The following is a 19717-nucleotide window of genomic DNA, read 5'->3' as shown; positions in this document are numbered from 1 at the left end:
TCACCCGACCTGTGACAGATATTCGCTGTAGAACAGGCCGAGGCCCACTGCGGCGGAGATGCCCGCCAAAATCCAGAACCGGATGATCACCGTGGTTTCGGCCCACTTACTCAACTCGAAGTGATGGTGGAACGGCGCCATCTTGAACAACCGATTGCGCGTGGTGCGGTACACCGCCACCTGCAGCATGACCGATGCCGCCTCGGCGACGAACAGCGCGCCGATCACGGCCATCAGCAGCTCGGTGCGGGTGGTGATCGACAGACCGGCGATCAGGCCGCCGAGTGCCAGCGAACCGGTGTCGCCCATGAAGATTCGCGCGGGCGCGGCGTTCCACCACAGGAATCCGATACACGCGGCGGCCGCGGCGGCACAGACCAGGGCCAGGTCCAGCGGGTCACGCACGTTGTAGCACCCGGCTTCGGGGCTGGTGGAGCAGGAGTTGCGGTACTGCCAGAAGGTGATGATCACGTACGCGCCGAGCAGCAGGCTCATCGAACCGGCCGCGAGACCGTCGAGGCCGTCGGTCAGGTTCACCGCGTTGGACCAGGCCACGACCAGGAACAGCACCCAGACGACGAAGATGATCGCGCCCATCGACACCGTGTTCCAGTCGCGCACGTACGACAGGTGCTTGCTGGCGGGGCTGAGCCCGTCGGTGCTGCGGAACTGCAGGGCCAGCACCGCGAAGATGACCGCCGCGGCGGTCTGCCCGATGTACTTGCCCGCGGCCGAGAGCCCGAGGTTGCGCTGCTTGCGCAGCTTGATGAAGTCGTCGAGGAAACCGACGACGCCGAGCGCGGTGGTGAGCCCGAGCACGAGCAGACCCGACGCCGTCGGGCCCTCCGCGTCGTAGCCGATGCCGATCAGGTGCGAGCCGAGATAGCCCGCCCACATGCCGATCAGGATCGCGACACCGCCCATGGTCGGGGTGCCGCGCTTGGCCTGGTGACTGGCCGGGCCGTCGACCCGGATCTCCTGGCCGAAGCCCTGTCTGGCGAACACCCGAACCAGCAACGGCGTCAGCAGGATCGACACCGCCAGTGCGATCCCCGCCGCGAACAGAATTTGCCTCATCGAGCTGTATTACCTTCCGCTGCCCCGGTCAGGTGCTCGGCGACGGCCCACAGGCCCACCGCCTTCGACGCCTTGACCAGTACCACATCGCCTGCGGCGATCTCGTCGTCGAGCAGCGCGATCGCCGCGTCGATATCGGGAACGAGGATCGATTCCTCGCCCCATGAGCCTTCCATCACCGCTCCCTGGTGCATGCCGTGGGAGGGTCGTCCGGTGCCGACCACGATCAACCGGTCGACGTCGAGGCGCACGGCCAGGCGTCCGATCGCGTCGTGTTCGATCACCGAGGTGTCGCCGAGTTCGCCCATTTCACCGAGCACTGCCCAGCTGCGCCGGGGCTCGTCGGCCGATTTCGCCAGGGTGACCAGCGCTTTGAGCGCCGCGCGCACCGAGTCGGGGTTGGCGTTGTAGGAGTCGTTGATCACGGTGACGCCCGCGGGGGTGGTAGTCACGTCCATCCGGCGGACCGAGGCCGCGGTGGCGCCGGACAGCGCCTGGGCGACGGTGGCCAGATCGGCGCCGCATTCGAGAGCGACGGCAGCGGCGGCCAGGGCGTTGCCGACCTGGTGTTCGCCGTGCACAGCGAGTCGCACCGGGATCGATTCGCCGCCCACGCGCAGGGTGAAGTGGGCGCGGGCCTGGTCGTCGGTGACCACGTCGGTGGCGCGGATGTCGGCGTCACCGGACAGGCCGACCTTCACGACGCGCGCCTTGGTTCGCGACGCCATGGCCGCGACATTGGGGTCGTCGGCGTTGAGCACGGCCAGCCCCTCGGCGGGCAGTGCCTCGACGAGCTCGCCCTTGGCTTGCGCGATCGCCTCGCGGCTACCGAATTCGCCGAGATGGGCGGTGCCGACATTGAGCACGACACCGATCCGCGGCGGCGCGATGCGGGCCGCGGCGGCGATGTGGCCGACACCGCGAGCCGACAGTTCGAGCGCGAGGAACTTGGTGTCCAGGCCGGCGCGCAGAGCCGTCCACGGGTGGCCGAGTTCGCTGTTGAACGAGCCGGGCGGGGCGATGACCGAACCGAGCGGCGCCAGCACGGCGGCCAGCAGATCCTTGGTCGAGGTCTTGCCGGAGGACCCGGTGACGCCGACGACGGTGAGACCGGTGCGCTCGGCCAGCCTCTCGGTGCTGACCCGGGCCAGCTCGGCCAGCGCGGCCAGCACGGCCGCGCCGGAGCCGACGCTGTCATCGTGGCTGAGCGCCACCGACGTCCCCGGAACCGCACCGAGGTCGGGGGCCACCACAATGGCGGGCACGCCGACCGGGCGGGCAGCGAGTACCGCGACCGCCCCGGCGGCGACCGCCTTCGCGGCGAAGTCGTGTCCGTCGGAGTTGGCGCCGGGTAGGGCGAGGAACAGATCGCCGGAACCGATTCGGCGCGAATCGAATTCGACCGAACCGGTCACCAGTGCCTGGGGGTCGGGTACGTCGTGCAGCTCGCCGCCGACGACGTCCGCGATCTCCCGCAGTGTCATCTCGATCATGAAACTGTCAAGTCCTCCGAGTCCGTGTGCGGACTGTGTCGTATCCGCAGGGCATCCAGCGCCGCCGCGACCACCTCGCGGTCGTCGAAGGGATGCTTGACGCCCTTGATCTCCTGGCCCGCCTCGTGGCCCTTGCCCGCGACGAGCACCACATCGCCCGCGCGCGCCCAGGCGATGGCCGCGGCGATGGCCGCCGCGCGGTCACCGATCTCACGGATCTCGCCGCGGTCGGTGGCCGGGAGTTCGTGCGCACCGGCCACCACGGCGGACCTGATGGCCGCCGGGTCCTCGGTGCGTGGGTTGTCGTCGGTGACGATCACCAAGTCGGCGCGGGCCGCCGCGGCGCCCATGAGCGGGCGTTTGGCCACGTCACGGTCGCCACCGGCGCCGAGCACGACAGCCAGCCTGCCCGTACCCGCTTCGACGAGGTGGCCGCGCAGGGTGGTGACCACGGACTCGATGGCGGCGGGCTTGTGCGCGTAGTCGACGACGGCGAGGAAGTCCTGGCCGCGCTCGACGCGCTGCATCCGGCCCGGCACGTCCACGACGGCCAGCGCCGGAGCTGCGATCGCCGGATCGACGCCTGCCGCGGCGCACGTGGCGACGGCCAGCAGCGCGTTGGCGACGTTGTAGCGGCCGGGCAGGCGCAGGCGCACCGTCAGTTCGCCGTCGGGTCCGGCAGCGGTGAATTCCTGCTCGCCACCGGTGGTCTTGATGTCACCGCTGACCTGCCAGGTCGCCGCGCCGGTGGTCGACACGGTGACCGGCTCGACCAGATCACCGGCCAGGCGGGTGCCCCATTCGTCGTCGACGCAGATCACCGCGGTGCGCGCGGCAACCGGCGAATCCGCGTCGAACAGCCGACGTTTCGCGGCGAAGTAGTCCTCGAAGTCCTTGTGGAAGTCGAGATGGTCCTGCGACAGGTTGGTGAACGCGCCGACCGCGAACCGCACGCCGTCGACCCGGCCCAGCGCGAGCGCGTGGCTCGACACCTCCATCACGACCGCGTCGACACCCTGCTCGACCATCGCGGCGAACATCGCGTGCAGCTGCGGCGCCTCGGGCGTGGTGAGCGCACTCGGCACCCGCTGCCCGCCGATCCGCGTTTCGATGGTGCCGATCAGCCCGGTGGACAGTCCGGCCGCGGCCAGACCGGCTTCCACCAGATACGAAGTGGTCGTCTTACCCGAGGTGCCGGTGATGCCGATGATGCGCAGCCGATCGCTGGGGTGGCCGTAGATCTCGGCGGACAGCTCGCCGAGTACCGCACGGGGCTGCTCGCGCACCAGCACGGGCACCGCGACGTCACCGATCAGCTCGGCGCCCGCGGCATCGGTGAACACGGCGACCGCGCCGTTCGCGATCGCGTCGGCGGCGAATCGGGCGCCGTGCGAGTTCGCGCCGGGGAGCGCGGCGAACAGGTCTCCGGCGCGCACCGCCTTGGATCGTTGCTCGATGCCGGTGACCATCACCTCGGCGGACGCCGGGGGCACCGACGTGGCACCGGTGAGGTCCGCCACGGCCTGCAGCGACGTCGACAGCGGAGTGGTTGGCCGGAGCGCGTGCGGGCTGGACTGCGCGGGCACAAGGCTCCTCTCTGAGAGTGATCGAGCGCGTGGGCGAGACGAGCAGTCAGGTTACCGACGCGCGGTGTCGGTCGGACAACGCGGGTTGAGTTAATCGGTGTTCTCGGCCCGCCCGCCGCCGGACTGAGTGGAAGGTGCGACGAAAGGGCCGAGAACTGCGGCACCAGCCGTTATGACACCGCCTCCAGCACCAGTCGCTTGGCCTCCGGGGAGGGCGGCACCCGGTCGCGCTGCAACGCCCAGGAGGCGATGCTGTGGAACAGCGGTGCGGCCGAGCCGCCCCCGGTGCCATCGGAGCTGCGCACGGGCGCGTCGAGCATCATGCCGATCACGTAGCGGGGGTTGTCGGCGGGCGCCATCCCGGCGAACGTGCTGTAGAACGACGAGGTCGAATAGCAGCGGCACGCGGGGTCGACCTTCTGCGCGGTGCCGGTCTTGCCCGCCACCTGGTACCCCTCGATCGAGGCGGGCGCGCCGGTGCCCATCTGCACGCCCATCGGGTCCTTCTGCACGGTCGCCTGGAACAGCTCACGCAGGGTGTGCGCGGTCTGCGGGCTGACCACGCGCACGCCGTCGGGCTGCAACTCCTCGGTGCGGGTGCCGTCGGGGGCGACCTTGGCCTTGACGATGCGCGGCGGGATCCGCAGGCCGTCGTTGGCGATGGCCTGGTACATGGCCGTCATCTGCAGGGTCGTCATCGAGAGTCCCTGACCGATGGGCAGATTCGCGAAGGAACCGCCGGACCACTGGTCGCGGGCGGGTACCTGGCCGCCGCTCTCGCCGGGCAGGCCGACGCCGGTGCGCTGGCCGAGCCCGAAGCGGGTGACCATGTCGGCGAAGCGGTCCTCGCCCACGCGCTGGGCCAGCATGAGAGTGCCGACGTTGGAGGACTTTCCGAAGATGCCGGTGGTCGTATAGGGCGCGACATCGTGCTGCCACGCGTCGTTCACCGTAACGCCCGACATCCGGATCGAGCCCGGCACCTGGAGTACTTCGTCAGGGGTGGTCACGCCGTATTCGATGGCGGCCGCCGCGGTGATGATCTTGTTCACCGAGCCGGGTTCGAAGGGTTCGGAGACCGAGGGGTTGCCCATCTTGCCCGAGGCCCAATGGTTCGGGCCCAGTGCGGGATTGAAGGTACCGTCGTTGGCCATCGCGAGCACCTGGCCGGTCTTGGCGTCGAGCACCACCGCCGAGGCGGAGGACGCGCCGGACACCTGTTTGGCCTGTTGCACCTGCTGCTGCACGTAGTACTGCAGGTCCGCGTCGAGAGTCAGCTCGACGCCGTAGCCGTTCACCGCCGGCTGCAGATCCCGGTAACTGCCGGGGATCACCGCACCGTCGGAACCCTGGTCGTAGGTGCGCGAACCGTCGGTACCCGACAGCACCGAGTCCAGCGCCGATTCCAGCCCCATCTGACCGTGCCGATCGCCGCCGATCGCGCCGACGACATTGGACGCCAGCGAGCCACCCGGGTACTCGCGCAGGTCCTGCCGTTCGGCACCGACCTCCGGGAACTTGGCGGTGATCTCGGCCGCCACGCGCGGATCGACGTTCTTGGCCAGATAGTGGAACTTCTTGTCGCTCTTGAGCTTGTCGAGCAGTTCCTGCTCGGTGGGCGCGCCGAGCTTCTCGTGGATGAACTTCGCGATGTCCTTCAGCCGCTGTTCGGGGTCCGGCGCACTGGGCTTCAGCTTCTTGGCTTCGACCATTTTCTCGCGCTCCGTCACCGGCTGGAAGGTCAGAGCTTTCACGGTGAGGGTGAAGGCGAGCTGGTTGCCGTGCCGGTCGGTGATGGGGCCGCGCACGGCCGCCTCGGTGGCCTTGATGGTGCGCTGCGAGGCCGCCTGCGCCGACAGCGCGGGAGCGGCGAGACTCTGAATGTAGAGCAGCTGCAACGCGACCACGGCCAACGTGGCCAGCAGGGTGACCCGGCCGACGCCGAGGCGCAGGCGGATCGGCCGGTCCGGCGAGAGCGAGCCTGCGCGGCGGGCCCTCGACGAGACCGGCCCGCGTCGCTGCTGCGACGCGGGCCCGCTCTGCTTCATCGAGGACCATCCTGCGATTCGACAACCTGCGGCTGTTCACTCGGCGGTCCGGCCGAAGGGGCTCGTAGTCCGGGGGCCGGAGCCACCGCACCCGGTAACGGCGCACCGGCCGGAATCGGCGGGTCGGCCACGACATCCGGTGCGAGCGCGGGCGTGTCGGCCGAGACCAGTGGTTCGCCCTGACCCGCGACGTCGATGCGATCGGGCACCGTCGCCGGGGCGAGCGGGGCCGGGGCAGCGCCGTCCAGAGCGGGGGCTTCACCGTTCGCCGCCGGTGCCTGACCGTTCGCCGGAGCGGGGACGGCCGCGTCGACCGGGGCCGGAGCGACCGCGGGCTGCGGCGCGTTCACGGTGGGGGCCGTCGGCGCGGGCGGAGACGCGAGCACGTTCGCCGGAACGCTGTTGGGCGCGGCACCGTTGGGCGCGCTCGGACTCGCGGTGGCCGCACCCGGCTGCACCGGGACGACCCGCTCGCCCTGGGCCTGGGCGTGTCCCGGCGCCGGGGTGTTCGGGGCGGTGGTGGGCGGACCGTTGAGCGGCGGCACCGGCGCACCCTGCGCGGGCGTCGGGTTACCGATCACGGTGACCTCGCCGTCGGCGCCGATCACCAGCCGGGCCGGATCCTTCGCGGGGATCATGCCGAGCTCACGTGCACGGGCGGCCAATTCGGGAGCGGAGTCGGCGGCGGCGACCTCGCGCTGCAGCGCGGCCCGCTCGTCGTCGAGCTTGCGGTTGACCGCCCTGGCGTCACCGAGCTGGTAGCTGTCCTCGGCGGCACGAGTGGTGAGCAACAGGGTCAGGGCGAGGCCGCAGCCGAGCAGTCCGATGATCGCGGTGACGAACGGGATCCGCCCCGCCATCGTCGAGGACGGTTCGGGCAGTTCGATGCCGTCGAGCAGCTGTTCCCTGGTGCGCTTGCGGGCATAGGCCCGCTGTGCCGCACCGGACTTCACTCGTTCGGCCGCCTCCACGCGCCGGGCCGCCTTGCTCGGCACCGCGACTGTGCTCGTCCGCACGCTCATCGTGTCCCCTCCTGTGTCCTCCCTGACCTCTCCGCGATTCGTTCGGCCGCGCGCATCCGCACCGGCGCGGATCGCGGATTGACCTCGATCTCGGACTCGGTCGCTTTTTCCGCTCCACGGGTCAGCATCCGGAATTCCGGTCCCATGCCGGGCAGTTCGACCGGCAGGTCCATCGGCGACCGGGACACGATCCGTGGCGCGAGTTCGTGCTTGACCAGCCGGTCTTCGAGCGACTGGTACGACATGACGCAGATCCGTCCGCCCACACGCAGTGAATCCAGTGCCGCGGGCAGGGCCGCCCGCAGCGAGTCGAGCTCACCGTTGACCTCCACCCGCAGCGCCTGGAACGAGCGCTTGGCCGGATGTCCGCCGGTGCGGCGCGCCGCGGCCGGAATGGTCGCGTAGAGCACCTCGACGAGTTCGGCGCTGGTGGCGAACGGCTTGACCGCCCGCCTGCGCAGCACCTCCGAGGCGATCTTGCCCGCGAACCGTTCGTCGCCATAGGTTTTCAGCACCCTGGCCAGGTCGCCGTGGCTGTAGGTGTTGAGCACGTCGGCCGCGGTGATCCCGGTGGTCGGGTCCATGCGCATGTCCAGCGGTGCGTCGACGGAGTACGCGAAGCCGCGTTCGGCCTCGTCGAGCTGCATCGAGGACACGCCCAAATCCATGAGGATGGCTGAGACGGAACCGGTTTCGTCGAGCCCCGCTTCGGCCAGGGCCGCGGGGATGCCGTCGTATCGCGTGTGTACCAGCGTGATCCGGTCGGCGTAGGGCGCCAGGCGCTCGCCTGCCATGCGCAACGCGGTGGTGTCGCGGTCGAGACCGACCAGCCGCGCTTGCGGGTAGGTGCGCAGGAAATGCTCGGCGTGCCCGCCCAATCCGAGGGTCGCGTCGATGTAGACGGCGCCCGGTTCGCTCAGCGCGGGGCCGAGCAGATCGTCGGCGCGCTCGAGCAGAACCGGCACATGACGGGGGTTCTCGGCGTCATGGTTCACCTCGACCTCCCGGGATACTGCCTCGCGTCGCAGACGGATCGCCGTGCCACACAGTGCTTTTCGAATGAGTGCTTGTCGAACGAGTTGATGCGAATGCTTCGAGGTCTCTGACCGGGGCAAGGCACCTGGCGTCGGGGAAGTACGTCAGGGTCCACGCCCGGGCAGAGGCCTCGCAGCACTCGCGTGCTCCGGGTCAGAAGATTCCGCCCAGCGACTCGTCTCCGGCTTGCGCGTAGTCCTCCTCGTGTTCTTCGAGGTAGGTCTCCCACGCCTGCTTATCCCATATTTCGAGGAAGTCGACCGAACCGATCACCACGCAATCCCGCGAGAGGTTCGCATAGCGCCGATGGTCCGGCGACAGCGTGATCCGGCCCTGCGCGTCCGGACGTTGCTCGTCGGTGCCCGCCGCCAGCGCTCGGACGAAAGCCCTTGCCTGCGGGTTACTTCGGGACGCCGACGCGGCTCGCCGCGCGAGCGCGGTGAACTCGTCTTTCGGATACACGGCCAGGCTGTGGTCTTGGCCTTTCGTGACCATCAACCCTCCCGCCAGATCGTCTCGAAACTTCGCAGGCAACGTCAGCCGCCCTTTGTCGTCCAATCGGGGGGTGTAGGTACCGAGGAACATCTCGGCCACCTCCCTACTGGATTCACCTCGCCGTACGGCCTCTCCTGTAGTGCGCGACCCACATTACCCCACTTTCCCCCACTTTCAATCGAAACCCTGAGTGATCCTGCTCCCCGCCAACACAATTCCGCAGGTCATCCCAGCTATCACTGAGATTCGCGGTTATCCCGTGTTCGGGCAACCCGCGCGGGTCGGCAACCCCTCGTTCCGACAACGTTCAGCAAACATCGCAGGTGCGACGTCGGCCGAGTGACCGGGTGGGGCAAGTGTGGGGAGCGGTGGGGAAGGTGGGGGAACCGCCCTGGCCTCGCGTTCTGACAGTCACCGCGCCCATAGACGCACGAAAGCGGCGCCACACCCTTACTGGATGTGGCGCCGCCAACGTAGTCGGCTAGGTCTGAGCTATTCCTGCTCGAACCGTCGCCGGAATCGGTCTTCCATTCGCTCGGAGAAGCCGCCGGACTTGCGCTGGCGACCACCACGGGCCGGGTGCCCCGTGGTCGGGCCGCTGCCCGCCGCGGGAGGCTCGGTCGCGTCCGGTCGGGCGGCGCGACGCGAGTTGCCGATCATCAACAGGACACCAGCGCCGAACATGGCGATGAATCCGACGAGACTGATGATCGGGAAACCGCCCGGCTTGAACGGGGCGGCGATGCCGGCGACGAGCAGAAAGAGGCCGACGGCGAACAACGCCGCAGCTTGGAGTCTGCGTCGACTCGACGTGGAGCGAAGACGTCCGCCGCGGACGGACGAGGCGAACTTCGGATCCTCAGCATAGAGAGCGCTCTCGATCTGTTCGAGCATGCGCTGCTCGTGCTCGGAGAGTGGCACGGTACCTCCCCCGGCACTAGGCGTGGCTGGTCGCCTCCGGGTAGGCGACGGGTAGCCGACCTTGGCGGCTATCTGCTCCCCATGATACGAGTTCGATCGGTGGCGTACCACCTACTCGGTCATAACTAAGCGGTCATGTCGCGGCCACGACTCGGCTGCGGGAGGCTCTTAGCCGCGGCTACCAGCGCATCGTCGACGTCGTAGAGGAATGCGCCCACCCGTGAGCAGAACTCGTCAGCTTGTGTGTCGGTGATCGCTCGGTCCAATCCGGCCTCCAACGCGGCCCGTAATTGCGAGTGCGCCTCGAAGTAGTCGGCCCACATCACGAACTCCGGGCTGGCGCGTCTCAGTAACACCCAGGCGCTACGCGACCGTGCTCGCGGCGCGCGATCGGCGCCGGTGAGCGCGATCATCGAGCCGGCGCCGCGCAGCGCGGCCAGGTACGCGGTACGGAACCGCTCCCCCGGTTCGTGCTCCCAGGCGGAATCGGTGAGCAGCGCATCGGCCTGGCGTAGTAGTCCGCCTGCGCGCCCGTCGTGGCCCGCGTGCGCTCGACCATCGTTGTGACCAGCCATCTGCTGCCCCTTTCGCCCCTCGCACTGATCGAACTAACATTCGAACGTTTGAATTGAGATTGAATATAGGGACACCCACCGACAACTTTCCGCGTCCGCGCGCCATCGACGAGAGCCATGACAGCCGTCAAGCCGAATCACACCCCCGCACCCGTCATCGTCGACCTCAGCGTCGCCGCCCTGCGCGCACGCCTGCACGACGCCCTGTCGGTCTATGTCGCCGCCATGGACTACCCCCGTGGCACCGAACATCACCGCGCACCGATGTGGACCGAACACACCACCAGGGCCGGCTGGCGGGCGGTGGCCGCGGTGCTGCCCGATGACGCGGGCGGCGTCGACCTGCGCACCGCGCCGATCCTGGCGATCGCCTACGGGTACAGCGGTGCGCCGCGGCAGTGGTGGCACCAGCAGGTACAGACCGGCATGCGGCGCTGTGGATGGCCCGATGCCGCTGCCCGTGACCTGCTCGCCGACTATTTCGAACTCACCGAGCTGCACGTCCACCCGGCGGCGCAGGGCCGTGGGATCGGCGCGCGCCTGCTCGAGCGGCTGCTGGCCGACCGCGCCGAGGCCGCGGTGCTGCTGTCCACCCCGGAAGTCCCGGAGGAGGCGAACCGGGCCTGGAAGTTGTACCGGCGGGCCGGATTCACCGATGTGATCCGCAATTTCGTGTTCGCGGGCGATACCCGGCCGTTCGCCATCCTCGGGCGCAGGCTGCCGATGCCGCCCACGCGCCCATGACGACGGTGGTGGTCGGATCCGGCCACAACGCGCTGGTCGCGGCCTGTTATCTGGCCCGGGCCGGGCACCGGGTGCAGGTGCTGGAGCGCGACGAGGTGCCCGGTGGCGCGGTGTCGACGGTGGCGCGATTCCCCGGCCATCTCGTTGATCGTGGATCTTCGGCGCACATCATGATCCGGCACACCGGGATCATCGAGGAGCTCGAGCTCGAACGGTTCGGGTTGCGCTATCTCGACTGTGATCCATGGGGCTTCACACCGTCCGACGGTGCGCGCCCGCCGATCGTGTTCCACCGTGATCTCGACGAGACGTGCGCCTCGATCGCGGCCGCCTGCGGTGTCAAGGACGCTGACGCATATCGCCGCTTCGTCGAGGTGTGGGGCGAGCGCAGCGCACGGGTGATGCGGTCGTTCGGCGGGCCGCCGACGCCGGGCAGGCTCGTTCGCTCGTTCTGGGGGCTGGACGCGCGGGCCGGCGGATCGGCGTTGTCACGGGAGTTCCTGCAGTCCGGTGACGCGCTACTGGACTTCTGGTTCGACGACGAACGGCTCAAGGCGTCGCTCGCGTGGTTCGGCGCGCAGTCGGGTCCGCCGATGTCGGAGCCGGGGACGGCGCCGATGGCCGGGTTCGCCGCGCTCATGCACACACTGCCGCCCGGGCGTGCGGTGGGTGGGAGTGGGGCGCTCAGCGCGGCGTTGATCGCGCGCCTGCAGGCCGACGGTGGCGAGCTGCACACCGGCGACGCCGTCACCTCGCTGCGCCGATCCGGCACCGGGTGGCAGGTGACGACCGAATCGGGCCGGACACTGCACGCCGACACAGTGATCGCGGGCTCCCATATCCTGTCCACGCTCGACCTGTTGCGCGCGGGCGATTTCGACCCCCGGGTCCTCGACGACTGGCAGCGCCGCATCCGGGTCGGCCCCGGCATCGGCATGGTGGTGCGCCTGGCCACCGACCGGCTACCCGAATACCCCGGCGCCTCCCCCGCCGAATCCGCCCGTGGTCTGCAGTTTCTCGTCTCCGACCGCCGACAGCTTCGACTGGCTCACGGCGCCGCCATGGCCGGTTCGCTGCCGCCACGCCCGGTGGTGCTGGCGATGAGTTTCAGCGCGCTCGACCCGTCCATCGCACCCGCGGGCGAACATCAGCTGTCGCTGTGGGCGCAGTGGCATCCCTACGAACTCGCCGACGGCGGCGACTGGGCAGCACACGCCGAGCACGAGGCGGACCGGATCATCGCCGAGGTCGACCGGTACGCCCCGGGTTTCACTTCGTCGGTGCTCCAGCGATTCGTGCAGACGCCGGTCGATCTCGAGCGGGAGATGGGACTGCGCGGCGGCAACGTCATGCATGTGGAGATGTCCCTCGATCAGATGATGCTGTGGCGGCCGCTGCCCGAGCTGTCGGACCAGCGCGTCCCCGGCGCTCCCGGCCTGTACCTCACCGGCGCATCCACCCATCCGGGCGGCGGAGTTTCCGGAGCCAGCGGGCGCAGCGCGGCCCGCCTGGTCCTCGGCGACGGGCGCAAGCGCCGGTTCACACCGCTGCGCAAGCGATGAAGGCATGCCCGCCACAGCGCCGCAGTCGGCATCACGGCCGCACCGGCCCGGCAGTTCGGCGGCATCGATGACCGGCACGGTCCTCGACACAGGTCGTCGTACCCTCGCCGCGATCCGCGCCTGGTTACGCGCCGACCCACGCCGTGCGATACCGGCCGTGACCGCGCTGGCACTGGTGCTCGCGCAGATCACGTACCCGTTGAGCGCGGGGGTGGCGCGCGACCGGATCACCGTCGCGGTCGTGGTGCTGTCCGCCTCGACCGCCCTGCTGCACGCGGCGACCACTCGCGGATTGCGGTGGGCCGCCGGGTTCTTCGTCGTCGTGTCCGGGCTGGGGCTCACCGCCGAAATCGTCGGCACCGCGACCGGATTCCCGTTCGGCAGCTACGCCTACGCCGTCGATCGGCTCGGGCCCGCGTTCGCCGATGTGCCGCTGGCCGTGCCGTTGGCGTGGACCGGCGGGCTGTACCCGATCTGGATCGTCGCGGGCATGGTCGTGTCCCGTGCGCACCTGTCGGGCGCCTCCATCACGCAGAGCCCCGGTCGGTCCGCATCCACGCATGCCCAGCCACCCAGCGCGTCGGGCGCTCGGCTGCTCAGCGGGTCGAATGCCGGGCGCCTGGGGCTGTTCGTCCTCGGCGCGGTCGGCTGGGATCTGTTCCTCGATCCGCAGATGGTGGCCGACGGCCAATGGACCTGGTCGGTCACCGACGCGGGCCTGCCCGGCATCCCCGAGATCCCGTACACCAACTACCTGGGCTGGGCGCTCGTCGCCGTGGTCATGGCAGTGATTCTCACCCTGCTCGATCATTTCCTGCCGCCGCCGCGCGACCCGTCGGTGGCGGTCCCGGTCGCGGTGTTCGCGTGGACCTGGCTCGGCTCGGCCCTCGCGCACGCGGTGTTCCTCGGCCTTCCCGCGTCGGCGATCTGGGGTTTCCTCGGTCTCGGTGTGCTCGGAATCCCGTTGTTTCTGCGTGCGCGGGCCGCACGACGCGCGTTCTGAGCGGCCGACCCCGCGGCGACACACCCCGATTCGGGGCGAAAATGCCTGATCGGCATGGGTGGGCGGTGAGTGCTGGGCCCGTCGTGTGGGCTCTCGGGCCTGAGCCTGGCACGATGTCAACCGTGCAGCCGAGTCCCGTCGCCGACATGCCCGCTCCTTCGCCGCGTCGTTTCGTGCCCGCGCGGCGCGTCGCGGCCGTTGCCGTCCTGCTGGCACTGCTCGTGCCCGCGCTGGCCGGGTGCCTGCGCGTGCAGGTGTCGATGGGGGTGTCGTCGAACGATCGCGTGTCGGGGCGGATCGTCGCCGCGGTGGTGCCGACGGGGCCCGACGACAAGGGGCCGCAGCTGAAGGCGCCGGAGCAACTGGCGGCGAAGGTGCGGGTGGAGAACTACAACCAGGACGGGTACGTCGGCACCCAGGTGTTCTTCGACGATCTGTCCTTCGGCGAGGTCGGCCAGCTCGGTGGCCTGTCGGATCAGACACAGGGCATGTTCACGCTCGAATTCCAGCGCAGCGGCGATCTGGTGAGTCTCACCGGGCGCGTCGATCTGGAATCGGTGCCGCCGCACGGGTCGGACGTGCAGTTCTCCGTTGCGTTCCCGGCCCGCGTCGCCAAGACCAACGGCACCCGTGAGACCACCGACAGCGAGAACACGGTGTCGTGGAAGCTGCCCGCGGGCGAGGTGTCGACCCTGCGTGCCGAGGTGAAGTACGCCGACCCCAACACCCGCTCGTTCGCGGGCTGGGCGGGCATCGTCGGCGGCATCACCCTCGCGGTGGCCGCGCTGATCGCGGGCCTGGCGTTCCGCGACCGCAACCCCGGCCCGCCCAACGCACCGCGCGGCGGTTTCTCCCCCTCGGAGATGTGGCGCGAAATCTCCAGTCGCAGACTGGGCCGCTGACATGAGCGCGGCGGCCCGCTACCTCACCTGGGCGGGCACCGGTCTGGCCGCACTCGGCGCGGCCACCGCCGCCTACAACCTGGTTACCTTGCGCACCCTGCCGCGCGGGGTCGCCGGCGTGATCGAACCGGTCACGGTGTGCGTCCCCGCCCGCGACGAATCGCAGCGCCTGCCCGCGCTGATCGCCGACCTTCGCGCGCAGATCGGCGTCCCCCGCCTGAGCGTGCTGATTCTCGACGACGCGTCCACCGACGGCACCTACGAAGCCGCACTCGACGCGATCGCCGACGACGAGCGCTTCACCGTCCTGCGCTCGGCCGCCCACCCCGCCCCCGGCTGGACCGGCAAGGCCGCCGCGTGCGCGCGCCTGGCCGCCCGCACCGACGCGGCCGCCCTGGTGTTCATCGACGCGGACGTACGCTTGGCCCCCCACGCGATCGCCGCGGCGGTGACCGAATTACGCAGGCGCGGAGCAGGTCTGGTCTCGGCCTGGCCGAGACAGGACGCCGGTTCGACCGCCGAGCGACTGATCCAGCCCCTGCTGGCCTGGTCGTGGGCTTCGACCCTGCCCGTCGGCCCCGCCAACCACAGCCTGCGCCCGTCCACCGCCGTAGCGTGCGGCCAGTTCCTGGCCGTCGACGCCGCGGCCTACCGCGCCGGCGGCGGCCACGCGGCCGTAGCGGCCAGCGCCACCGAGGACCTGGACCTGGCCCGCGCCATCCGCCGAGCAGGCCATCGCACCGCCCTGGTGACCGCGGGCCCCGCCGCGAGCACCCGAATGTATACCGGCACCACCGAACTCACCGACGGCTACACCCGCTGGCTGTGGTCGGCCTACGGCGGCCGCCGCGACACCGGCGCAGCCATCGGAATCCTCGCCGCCCTCGCCTACTGGATTCCCCCGCTGGCCGCGATCCTCGGCCGAGGCCGAACCCGCCGCGCGGGCCTGCTCGGCTACCTGGCCGCCGTCACCAGCCGCCTCACCGCCCGCACCATCGAAACCCGCAAGCCCCCCACCGGAACTGACCTCGCCTCAGCTGTGGCCCACCCCCTGTCAGTGGCCCACTACCTCAGCCTGTGGACCCGCTCCCACCACCGCCACCGCACCGGCCGCCTGCACTGGAAACAGCGCCCCCTGGTAACCCCCGAAGACCCGATAGCCCACCACGCCTGACCCGCAGTTCCGCGACGGCGCAGGCGCATCAGGGCCGCCGAGCGGGTGAGGGGCAGGCGCGCACCCGCTCGACACCGAGTCGAGCAACCACCCTCAAGCCACCTCGGTGATCCCCACCGTCGGAAAGAAGAAGCACGACCGCCCACCATTGTCAGTAGTACCGAAAACAGCAGCCAACACAGTCCCCCGCCCCGTATCCACAGGCACAGCCCGCACACCCCCCACAGGAATAGCGGCGAAGAGAAAGTCCCGAATAGCCGTCTCAGCAAGAGGCCGCAATTCACCAGGAACCTCAGCAGGCACCATCGCCCGCACAATGTCGGCAATCGACCCCATCGAGGCCATCCCCCCACGCCCGGTACTCACATTGAGCCACGCCACCTGCATCCCGGACGTCTTCGTAGCCGCGGTATCGGCCGCAAGCCCATAGGGCAGGAACGTGAACAGAGTCTGCCCGGATTTCACCGCGGACAGATCGAGCCCGGGTATCGGCAGTGTGTTGGCCGGCCACGGCCCCGGCACCGCCCCCGCAACAGCCGGAACAAGCCCCGCTCCGTCACCGGTACAGTTCGCCGCCACCGTCGGGTAGAGGAACGGCTGGATACCCAGCGCCTTCAGCGTCTCGACAACACTCTGATAGGCACCGAGAAGATCCCCCGCCCCCGCGGCGGGCGTGACACCGGGTGCGTCCCGAGTGACAGCGGGCGCCACCGGCACGGCCGGTTCGGCAACAGCCGACGGCACAGCCGACAGCAACGCAGCGGCGCAAACCGTCAGGGCGGTCAGTGCGGTGGAACGACGCGGCATGATCACGACGTACTCCTCATCGACGCAGAGAACCCCGACGCTACCGCCTGCGATGCGGGATTCCGGACAGGTGAAGTAACCGCCCGTTCGGCGCGTCGCAATTTCCCAGCGAACCCACCGATCGCCGCTCACCCCCGGTCCGCGGGTCCCCCACCACGCCGAACCGGGGCAATTGTGCCCGTGCTCGCGCCCGGTTCCAACCTCTGTGCTCACGCTGATTTCTACCGTTGTGGGTACCGCACATGTGCCACATGCTGATTCAGCTCGGGTCACAAAACCGGGGCGCAACCATCCAGAGCGACCGAGAGACCTGGCTCGATGACGTCGCAGCAACCCGCCCGTTTCGGGGTGTGGGTGCTTCTGCCGGGTTCGATGGAGGAGATTTTCGTGCTGTCTACCTGTCCGGCCTGAGCGCCGCCAGATCGCGAACCCGTTGCTGGCCGGGTGGAGGTCACTGTGCCTCGTTCCACTGTTTTCCGAAGGATTCCCATGACCGCGTCTGCCGTTTCCGGCGCCGAGACCGCGCCCGCACCGCCCGGCGACGCTCTCCCCGCCGATCCGGAATCCGGCGGCAAGGCGCCCGCCGGCGACCTGCCCCGGATCGCCGGGTCGTGGCACCCGTGGCGCTGGGTCGTCGCGGTGATCGCTCTGCTGCTGGTGGCCCAGTTCGCGCACGGCCTGATCACCAATCCGGGGTGGGACTGGGGCACTTTCGCCCAGTACTTCACCGCGAAGTCGGTGCTGGCCGCGCTCCGGGTGACCATCGAGCTCACCCTGTGGGGCACTGCCCTCGGTTTCGTGTTCGGCACCCTGCTGGCGATCGGGCGGGTGTCGAACAATCCCGTGCTGCGGGTGATCGCCTGGACCTATATCTGGGCTTTCCGTTCGATCCCGCTGATCGTGCAGCTGCTGTTCTGGTTCAACATCGCCTACCTGTATCCCCGCCTGTCCGTGGGCATTCCGTTCGGCCCCGGCTTCTACGAGTTCGATGTCAATGGTGTGATCAGCGGTTTCACCGCGGCGGTGATCGGGCTGGCCCTGCATCAGGCGGCATATTCGGCCGAACTGATCCGGGCGGGTCTGCTCGCCGTCGACGACGGTCAGCTCGAAGCGGCGGCGGCGCTGGGGATTCCGCGCTGGCGCCAGTTCCGCACGATCGTGTTGCCGCAGGCGATGCGCTCGATTCTGCCGAACGCGGCCAATGAGGTGATCAGCCTGTTCAAGGGCACCTCGATCGTGTCGGTGATGGCGATCGCCGAGCTGTTCTACCAGGTGCAGGTGATCTTCGGCCGCAACGGCCGGGTGGTTCCGCTGCTGATGGTGGCGACCGTCTGGTACATCGCGCTCACCACGGCGCTGTCGATCCTGCAGTACTACATCGAACGGCACTACGCCAAGGGCGCGCAGCGTGCGCTGCCGCCGACACCGTGGCAGCGGGTCCGCGCCAAGGTCACCGAGATCGCCGCCGGTGCGGCCGCACCCCGAGGAGCAACCCGATGACCGCAGCGGTGCTGGCGCGCGGAATCCGCAAGTCCTACAGCGGCATCGAGGTACTGCGTGGCGTGGATCTGGCGGTACGCGCCGGTGAGGTGGTCGCCGTGATCGGGCCCTCCGGCTCCGGCAAGTCCACGCTGCTGCGGGTGCTCAACCATCTGGAAGCGCAGGACGCGGGCACCGTGCACATCGACGGTGAGCTGATCGGTTACCGGCAACGCGGCAACATCTTGCGTTCGCTGCCCGACCACGCGGTGCGCGCCCAGCGCAGCCGCATCGGCTTCGTGTTCCAGCAATTCAATCTGTTCCCGCATCTCACGGTGCTCGACAATGTGGCGCTCGCCCCGGTCTCTGCGCAGCGGCGCCCACGCGGCGAGGTGGTCGCCGAGGCGAAACAGCTTCTGGAACGGGTAGGACTGGCCGATTTCGTCGACGCCTATCCCCGGCGGCTGTCCGGTGGTCAGCAGCAGCGCGTGGCCATCGCGCGGGCCCTGGCCTTGAAACCACGGCTGATCCTGTTCGACGAACCCACCTCCGCACTCGACCCGGAGCTGGTCGGCGAGGTCCTCGCGGTGATCCGCGATCTCGCGCACAGCGGCACCGCGCTGGTGATCGTCACCCACGAGATCGGTTTCGCCCGCGAGGTCGCCGACACGGTCGTGTTCCTCGACGAGGGCGTGATCGTCGAACAGGGCGAGGCCGCCAGCGTTCTCGACCACCCCGAACACCCGCGCACGCAGGCGTTCCTGTCCCGCGTCCGCTGAACATCCCTTCCCACGAACAGGTTTCGACACTGATGAAGCTCTCCACCCTGATCGGCATCGTCGCGGCGGCCACGCTGTTGACGGCAGGCTGCACCGCCGAGCCCGAGGCCGCCGACACCGTGCAGGCCGGTGCGATCACCTACGACCTGTCCCCCGCCCAGGAGGGCAGGGTGCGGGCCGCCAAGGTCGACGCGATCGCCGCCGAGGTGCCCCAGGCCATCCGTAACCGCGGCACGCTGGTGGTGACCGGTCCCGCCGGTTCCGTGCCGCCGCTGCGGTTCTATGCCACCGACGACCGGACCGTGATCGGCTCCGAGGTCGACTTCGCCACCCTGGTGGCCGACATCCTGGGCCTGAAGCTCGATATCCAGGTGGCGGACTGGTCGCAGAACTTCGTGCGGGTGGATTCCGGTGAGGTGGACGCGTTCATCTCGAATGTGACCGTCACCGAGGAGCGCAAGGAGAAGTACGACTTCGCTACCTACCGCACCGACACCGTCGCTCTCGAGGTCCCGAAGGACAGTCCGCTCACCTACACCGACCGCAAGAGCCTGGCGGGCAAACGGATCGGTATCGGCGCGGGCACCAATCAGGAACAGCTGCTGGTGAGCTGGAACGAGCAGAACGTCGCCGAGGGTCTGCCCCCGGTCGACATCGCCTACTACCAGCAGAGCACCGACTACTACCTGGCGCTGGCTTCCAAGCGCATCGACGGCTACATCGGCCCGAACCCCGCGGCCGTGTACCACTCCGCCACCAGCGACGGCAAGATCATCGCCACCTTCTCCGGCGCGGGTGAGCAGCTGCAGGGCGAGATCGCGGCGCTCACCAAGAAGGACAACGGCCTGATCGGCCCGATCCACAAGGCGCTGCAGCACGCGATCGCCGACGGCAGCTACCAGAAGATCCTCGACCGATGGGGCCTGAATTCGGAGAAGGTCACCGAGTCGCGGATCAACCCGCCCGGTCTGCCGAAGAAGCCCGCCGCATGAGGTCGTTCGACGAGCTGGGAGAC

General features: G+C 69.4%; 18 protein-coding genes and 1 riboswitch. Of the genes, 8 read left to right on the top strand and 10 right to left on the bottom strand.

Annotated elements, in window-relative coordinates:
* The 9 genes from mraY to ACFTS5_RS28060 form a co-directional block, all read right to left on the bottom strand.
* The gene (mraY, locus tag ACFTS5_RS28100; protein WP_101463569.1) at positions 1 to 1077 is read right to left on the bottom strand and encodes a phospho-N-acetylmuramoyl-pentapeptide-transferase; all 1077 of its coding nucleotides are present in this window, start codon (positions 1075 to 1077) and stop codon (positions 1 to 3) included.
* Positions 1074 to 2570, bottom strand: a complete 1497-nt coding sequence (murF, locus tag ACFTS5_RS28095; RefSeq protein WP_378636685.1) for a UDP-N-acetylmuramoyl-tripeptide--D-alanyl-D-alanine ligase — start codon at positions 2568 to 2570, stop codon at positions 1074 to 1076. The genes mraY and murF overlap by 4 nt, the downstream gene beginning before the upstream one ends.
* A complete protein-coding gene (locus tag ACFTS5_RS28090; protein ID WP_378636683.1) occupies positions 2567 to 4156 on the bottom strand; it encodes a UDP-N-acetylmuramoyl-L-alanyl-D-glutamate--2,6-diaminopimelate ligase in 1590 nt (529 codons plus the stop codon). The genes murF and ACFTS5_RS28090 overlap by 4 nt, the downstream gene beginning before the upstream one ends.
* A 170-nt stretch (positions 4157 to 4326) precedes the next feature.
* A complete protein-coding gene (locus ACFTS5_RS28085; RefSeq protein WP_378636680.1) occupies positions 4327 to 6204 on the bottom strand; it encodes a peptidoglycan D,D-transpeptidase FtsI family protein in 1878 nt (625 codons plus the stop codon).
* Positions 6201 to 7226, bottom strand: a complete 1026-nt coding sequence (locus ACFTS5_RS28080; RefSeq protein ID WP_378636677.1) for a hypothetical protein — start codon at positions 7224 to 7226, stop codon at positions 6201 to 6203. The genes ACFTS5_RS28085 and ACFTS5_RS28080 overlap by 4 nt, the downstream gene beginning before the upstream one ends.
* On the bottom strand, positions 7223 to 8221 hold the full coding sequence (gene rsmH, locus ACFTS5_RS28075) for a 16S rRNA (cytosine(1402)-N(4))-methyltransferase RsmH (protein ID WP_378636675.1): 999 nt from the start codon (positions 8219 to 8221) through the stop codon (positions 7223 to 7225). Before rsmH ends, ACFTS5_RS28080 begins: the two co-directional genes overlap by 4 nt.
* A 193-nt stretch (positions 8222 to 8414) precedes the next feature.
* Positions 8415 to 8846 carry a division/cell wall cluster transcriptional repressor MraZ gene (mraZ, locus tag ACFTS5_RS28070; protein WP_056816815.1) on the bottom strand — a complete coding sequence of 144 codons (432 nt, stop codon included), beginning with the start codon at positions 8844 to 8846 and terminating at the stop codon, positions 8415 to 8417.
* Positions 8847 to 9248: 402 nt separating this feature from the next.
* A complete protein-coding gene (locus tag ACFTS5_RS28065) occupies positions 9249 to 9677 on the bottom strand; it encodes a DUF3040 domain-containing protein (protein ID WP_378636672.1) in 429 nt (142 codons plus the stop codon).
* Positions 9678 to 9802: 125 nt separating this feature from the next.
* Positions 9803 to 10252, bottom strand: a complete 450-nt coding sequence (locus ACFTS5_RS28060) for an SAV_6107 family HEPN domain-containing protein (RefSeq protein WP_378636670.1) — start codon at positions 10250 to 10252, stop codon at positions 9803 to 9805.
* A gap of 117 nt (positions 10253 to 10369) precedes the next feature.
* Between ACFTS5_RS28060 and ACFTS5_RS28055 the strand changes: the two genes are divergently transcribed.
* From ACFTS5_RS28055 to ACFTS5_RS28035, 5 genes are all read left to right on the top strand, one after another.
* Positions 10370 to 10996, top strand: a complete 627-nt coding sequence (locus tag ACFTS5_RS28055) for a GNAT family N-acetyltransferase (RefSeq protein WP_378636667.1) — start codon at positions 10370 to 10372, stop codon at positions 10994 to 10996.
* The gene (locus ACFTS5_RS28050; protein ID WP_378636665.1) at positions 10993 to 12558 is read left to right on the top strand and encodes a phytoene desaturase family protein; all 1566 of its coding nucleotides are present in this window, start codon (positions 10993 to 10995) and stop codon (positions 12556 to 12558) included. Before ACFTS5_RS28055 ends, ACFTS5_RS28050 begins: the two co-directional genes overlap by 4 nt.
* 4 nt (positions 12559 to 12562) lie before the next feature.
* The gene (locus tag ACFTS5_RS28045) at positions 12563 to 13561 is read left to right on the top strand and encodes a carotenoid biosynthesis protein (RefSeq protein ID WP_378636662.1); all 999 of its coding nucleotides are present in this window, start codon (positions 12563 to 12565) and stop codon (positions 13559 to 13561) included.
* 146 nt (positions 13562 to 13707) lie between these two features.
* The gene (locus ACFTS5_RS28040) at positions 13708 to 14463 is read left to right on the top strand and encodes an LppM family (lipo)protein (RefSeq protein ID WP_378636832.1); all 756 of its coding nucleotides are present in this window, start codon (positions 13708 to 13710) and stop codon (positions 14461 to 14463) included.
* Position 14464: 1 nt separating this feature from the next.
* Positions 14465 to 15637, top strand: coding sequence for a glycosyltransferase family 2 protein (locus ACFTS5_RS28035; RefSeq protein WP_378636659.1), 1173 nt, complete (start codon positions 14465 to 14467; stop codon positions 15635 to 15637).
* Positions 15638 to 15730: 93 nt separating this feature from the next.
* Here the strand turns inward: ACFTS5_RS28035 and ACFTS5_RS28030 are convergent, their stop codons facing one another.
* Positions 15731 to 16576, bottom strand: coding sequence for a hypothetical protein (locus ACFTS5_RS28030; RefSeq protein WP_378636657.1), 846 nt, complete (start codon positions 16574 to 16576; stop codon positions 15731 to 15733).
* Between the two features lie 153 nt (positions 16577 to 16729).
* Positions 16730 to 16823: riboswitch (SAM riboswitch) on the top strand.
* A gap of 110 nt (positions 16824 to 16933) precedes the next feature.
* Between ACFTS5_RS28030 and ACFTS5_RS28025 the strand changes: the two genes are divergently transcribed.
* Genes ACFTS5_RS28025 through ACFTS5_RS28015 form a run of 3 tightly spaced genes read left to right on the top strand, consistent with a single transcriptional unit; the run spans position 16934 to position 19694 of the window.
* Complete coding sequence (locus ACFTS5_RS28025) at positions 16934 to 17944, top strand: amino acid ABC transporter permease (RefSeq protein ID WP_378636654.1); 1011 nt, start codon at positions 16934 to 16936, stop codon at positions 17942 to 17944.
* Positions 17941 to 18702 (top strand): amino acid ABC transporter ATP-binding protein, encoded by a 762-nt coding sequence (locus tag ACFTS5_RS28020; RefSeq protein WP_378636651.1) that lies wholly within the window; start codon positions 17941 to 17943, stop codon positions 18700 to 18702. Before ACFTS5_RS28025 ends, ACFTS5_RS28020 begins: the two co-directional genes overlap by 4 nt.
* A 32-nt stretch (positions 18703 to 18734) precedes the next feature.
* Positions 18735 to 19694: an ABC transporter substrate-binding protein gene (locus ACFTS5_RS28015; RefSeq protein ID WP_378636648.1), complete on the top strand. Its 960-nt coding sequence runs from the start codon at positions 18735 to 18737 to the stop codon at positions 19692 to 19694.
* Positions 19695 to 19717 lie beyond the last annotated feature (23 nt).

The sequence above is a fragment of the Nocardia sp. NPDC056952 genome (genome assembly GCF_042674185.1).
Taxonomy (GTDB): Bacteria; Actinomycetota; Actinomycetes; order Mycobacteriales; family Mycobacteriaceae; genus Nocardia.
Note: the sequence above shows the minus strand (reverse complement) of the source record. Positions and strands in the feature narration are given on the sequence as shown.

Excerpts from the sequence above, each read along its gene's own strand:
- mraY (WP_101463569.1), bottom strand. The coding sequence starts at position 1,077 with ATGAGGCAAATTCTGTTCGCGGCGGGGATCGCACTGGCGGTGTCGATC.
- ACFTS5_RS28080 (WP_378636677.1), bottom strand. The coding sequence starts at position 7,226 with ATGAGCGTGCGGACGAGCACAGTCGCGGTGCCGAGCAAGGCGGCCCGG.
- ACFTS5_RS28050 (WP_378636665.1), top strand. The coding sequence starts at position 10,993 with ATGACGACGGTGGTGGTCGGATCCGGCCACAACGCGCTGGTCGCGGCC.
- ACFTS5_RS28045 (WP_378636662.1), top strand. The coding sequence starts at position 12,563 with ATGCCCGCCACAGCGCCGCAGTCGGCATCACGGCCGCACCGGCCCGGC.
- ACFTS5_RS28015 (WP_378636648.1), top strand. The coding sequence starts at position 18,735 with ATGAAGCTCTCCACCCTGATCGGCATCGTCGCGGCGGCCACGCTGTTG.
- ACFTS5_RS28060 (WP_378636670.1), bottom strand. The coding sequence starts at position 10,252 with ATGGCTGGTCACAACGATGGTCGAGCGCACGCGGGCCACGACGGGCGC.
- ACFTS5_RS28035 (WP_378636659.1), top strand. The coding sequence starts at position 14,465 with ATGAGCGCGGCGGCCCGCTACCTCACCTGGGCGGGCACCGGTCTGGCC.
- ACFTS5_RS28055 (WP_378636667.1), top strand. The coding sequence starts at position 10,370 with ATGACAGCCGTCAAGCCGAATCACACCCCCGCACCCGTCATCGTCGAC.
- ACFTS5_RS28085 (WP_378636680.1), bottom strand. The coding sequence starts at position 6,204 with ATGAAGCAGAGCGGGCCCGCGTCGCAGCAGCGACGCGGGCCGGTCTCG.
- murF (WP_378636685.1), bottom strand. The coding sequence starts at position 2,570 with ATGATCGAGATGACACTGCGGGAGATCGCGGACGTCGTCGGCGGCGAG.
- ACFTS5_RS28020 (WP_378636651.1), top strand. The coding sequence starts at position 17,941 with ATGACCGCAGCGGTGCTGGCGCGCGGAATCCGCAAGTCCTACAGCGGC.
- ACFTS5_RS28040 (WP_378636832.1), top strand. The coding sequence starts at position 13,708 with ATGCCCGCTCCTTCGCCGCGTCGTTTCGTGCCCGCGCGGCGCGTCGCG.
- mraZ (WP_056816815.1), bottom strand. The coding sequence starts at position 8,846 with ATGTTCCTCGGTACCTACACCCCCCGATTGGACGACAAAGGGCGGCTG.
- ACFTS5_RS28025 (WP_378636654.1), top strand. The coding sequence starts at position 16,934 with ATGACCGCGTCTGCCGTTTCCGGCGCCGAGACCGCGCCCGCACCGCCC.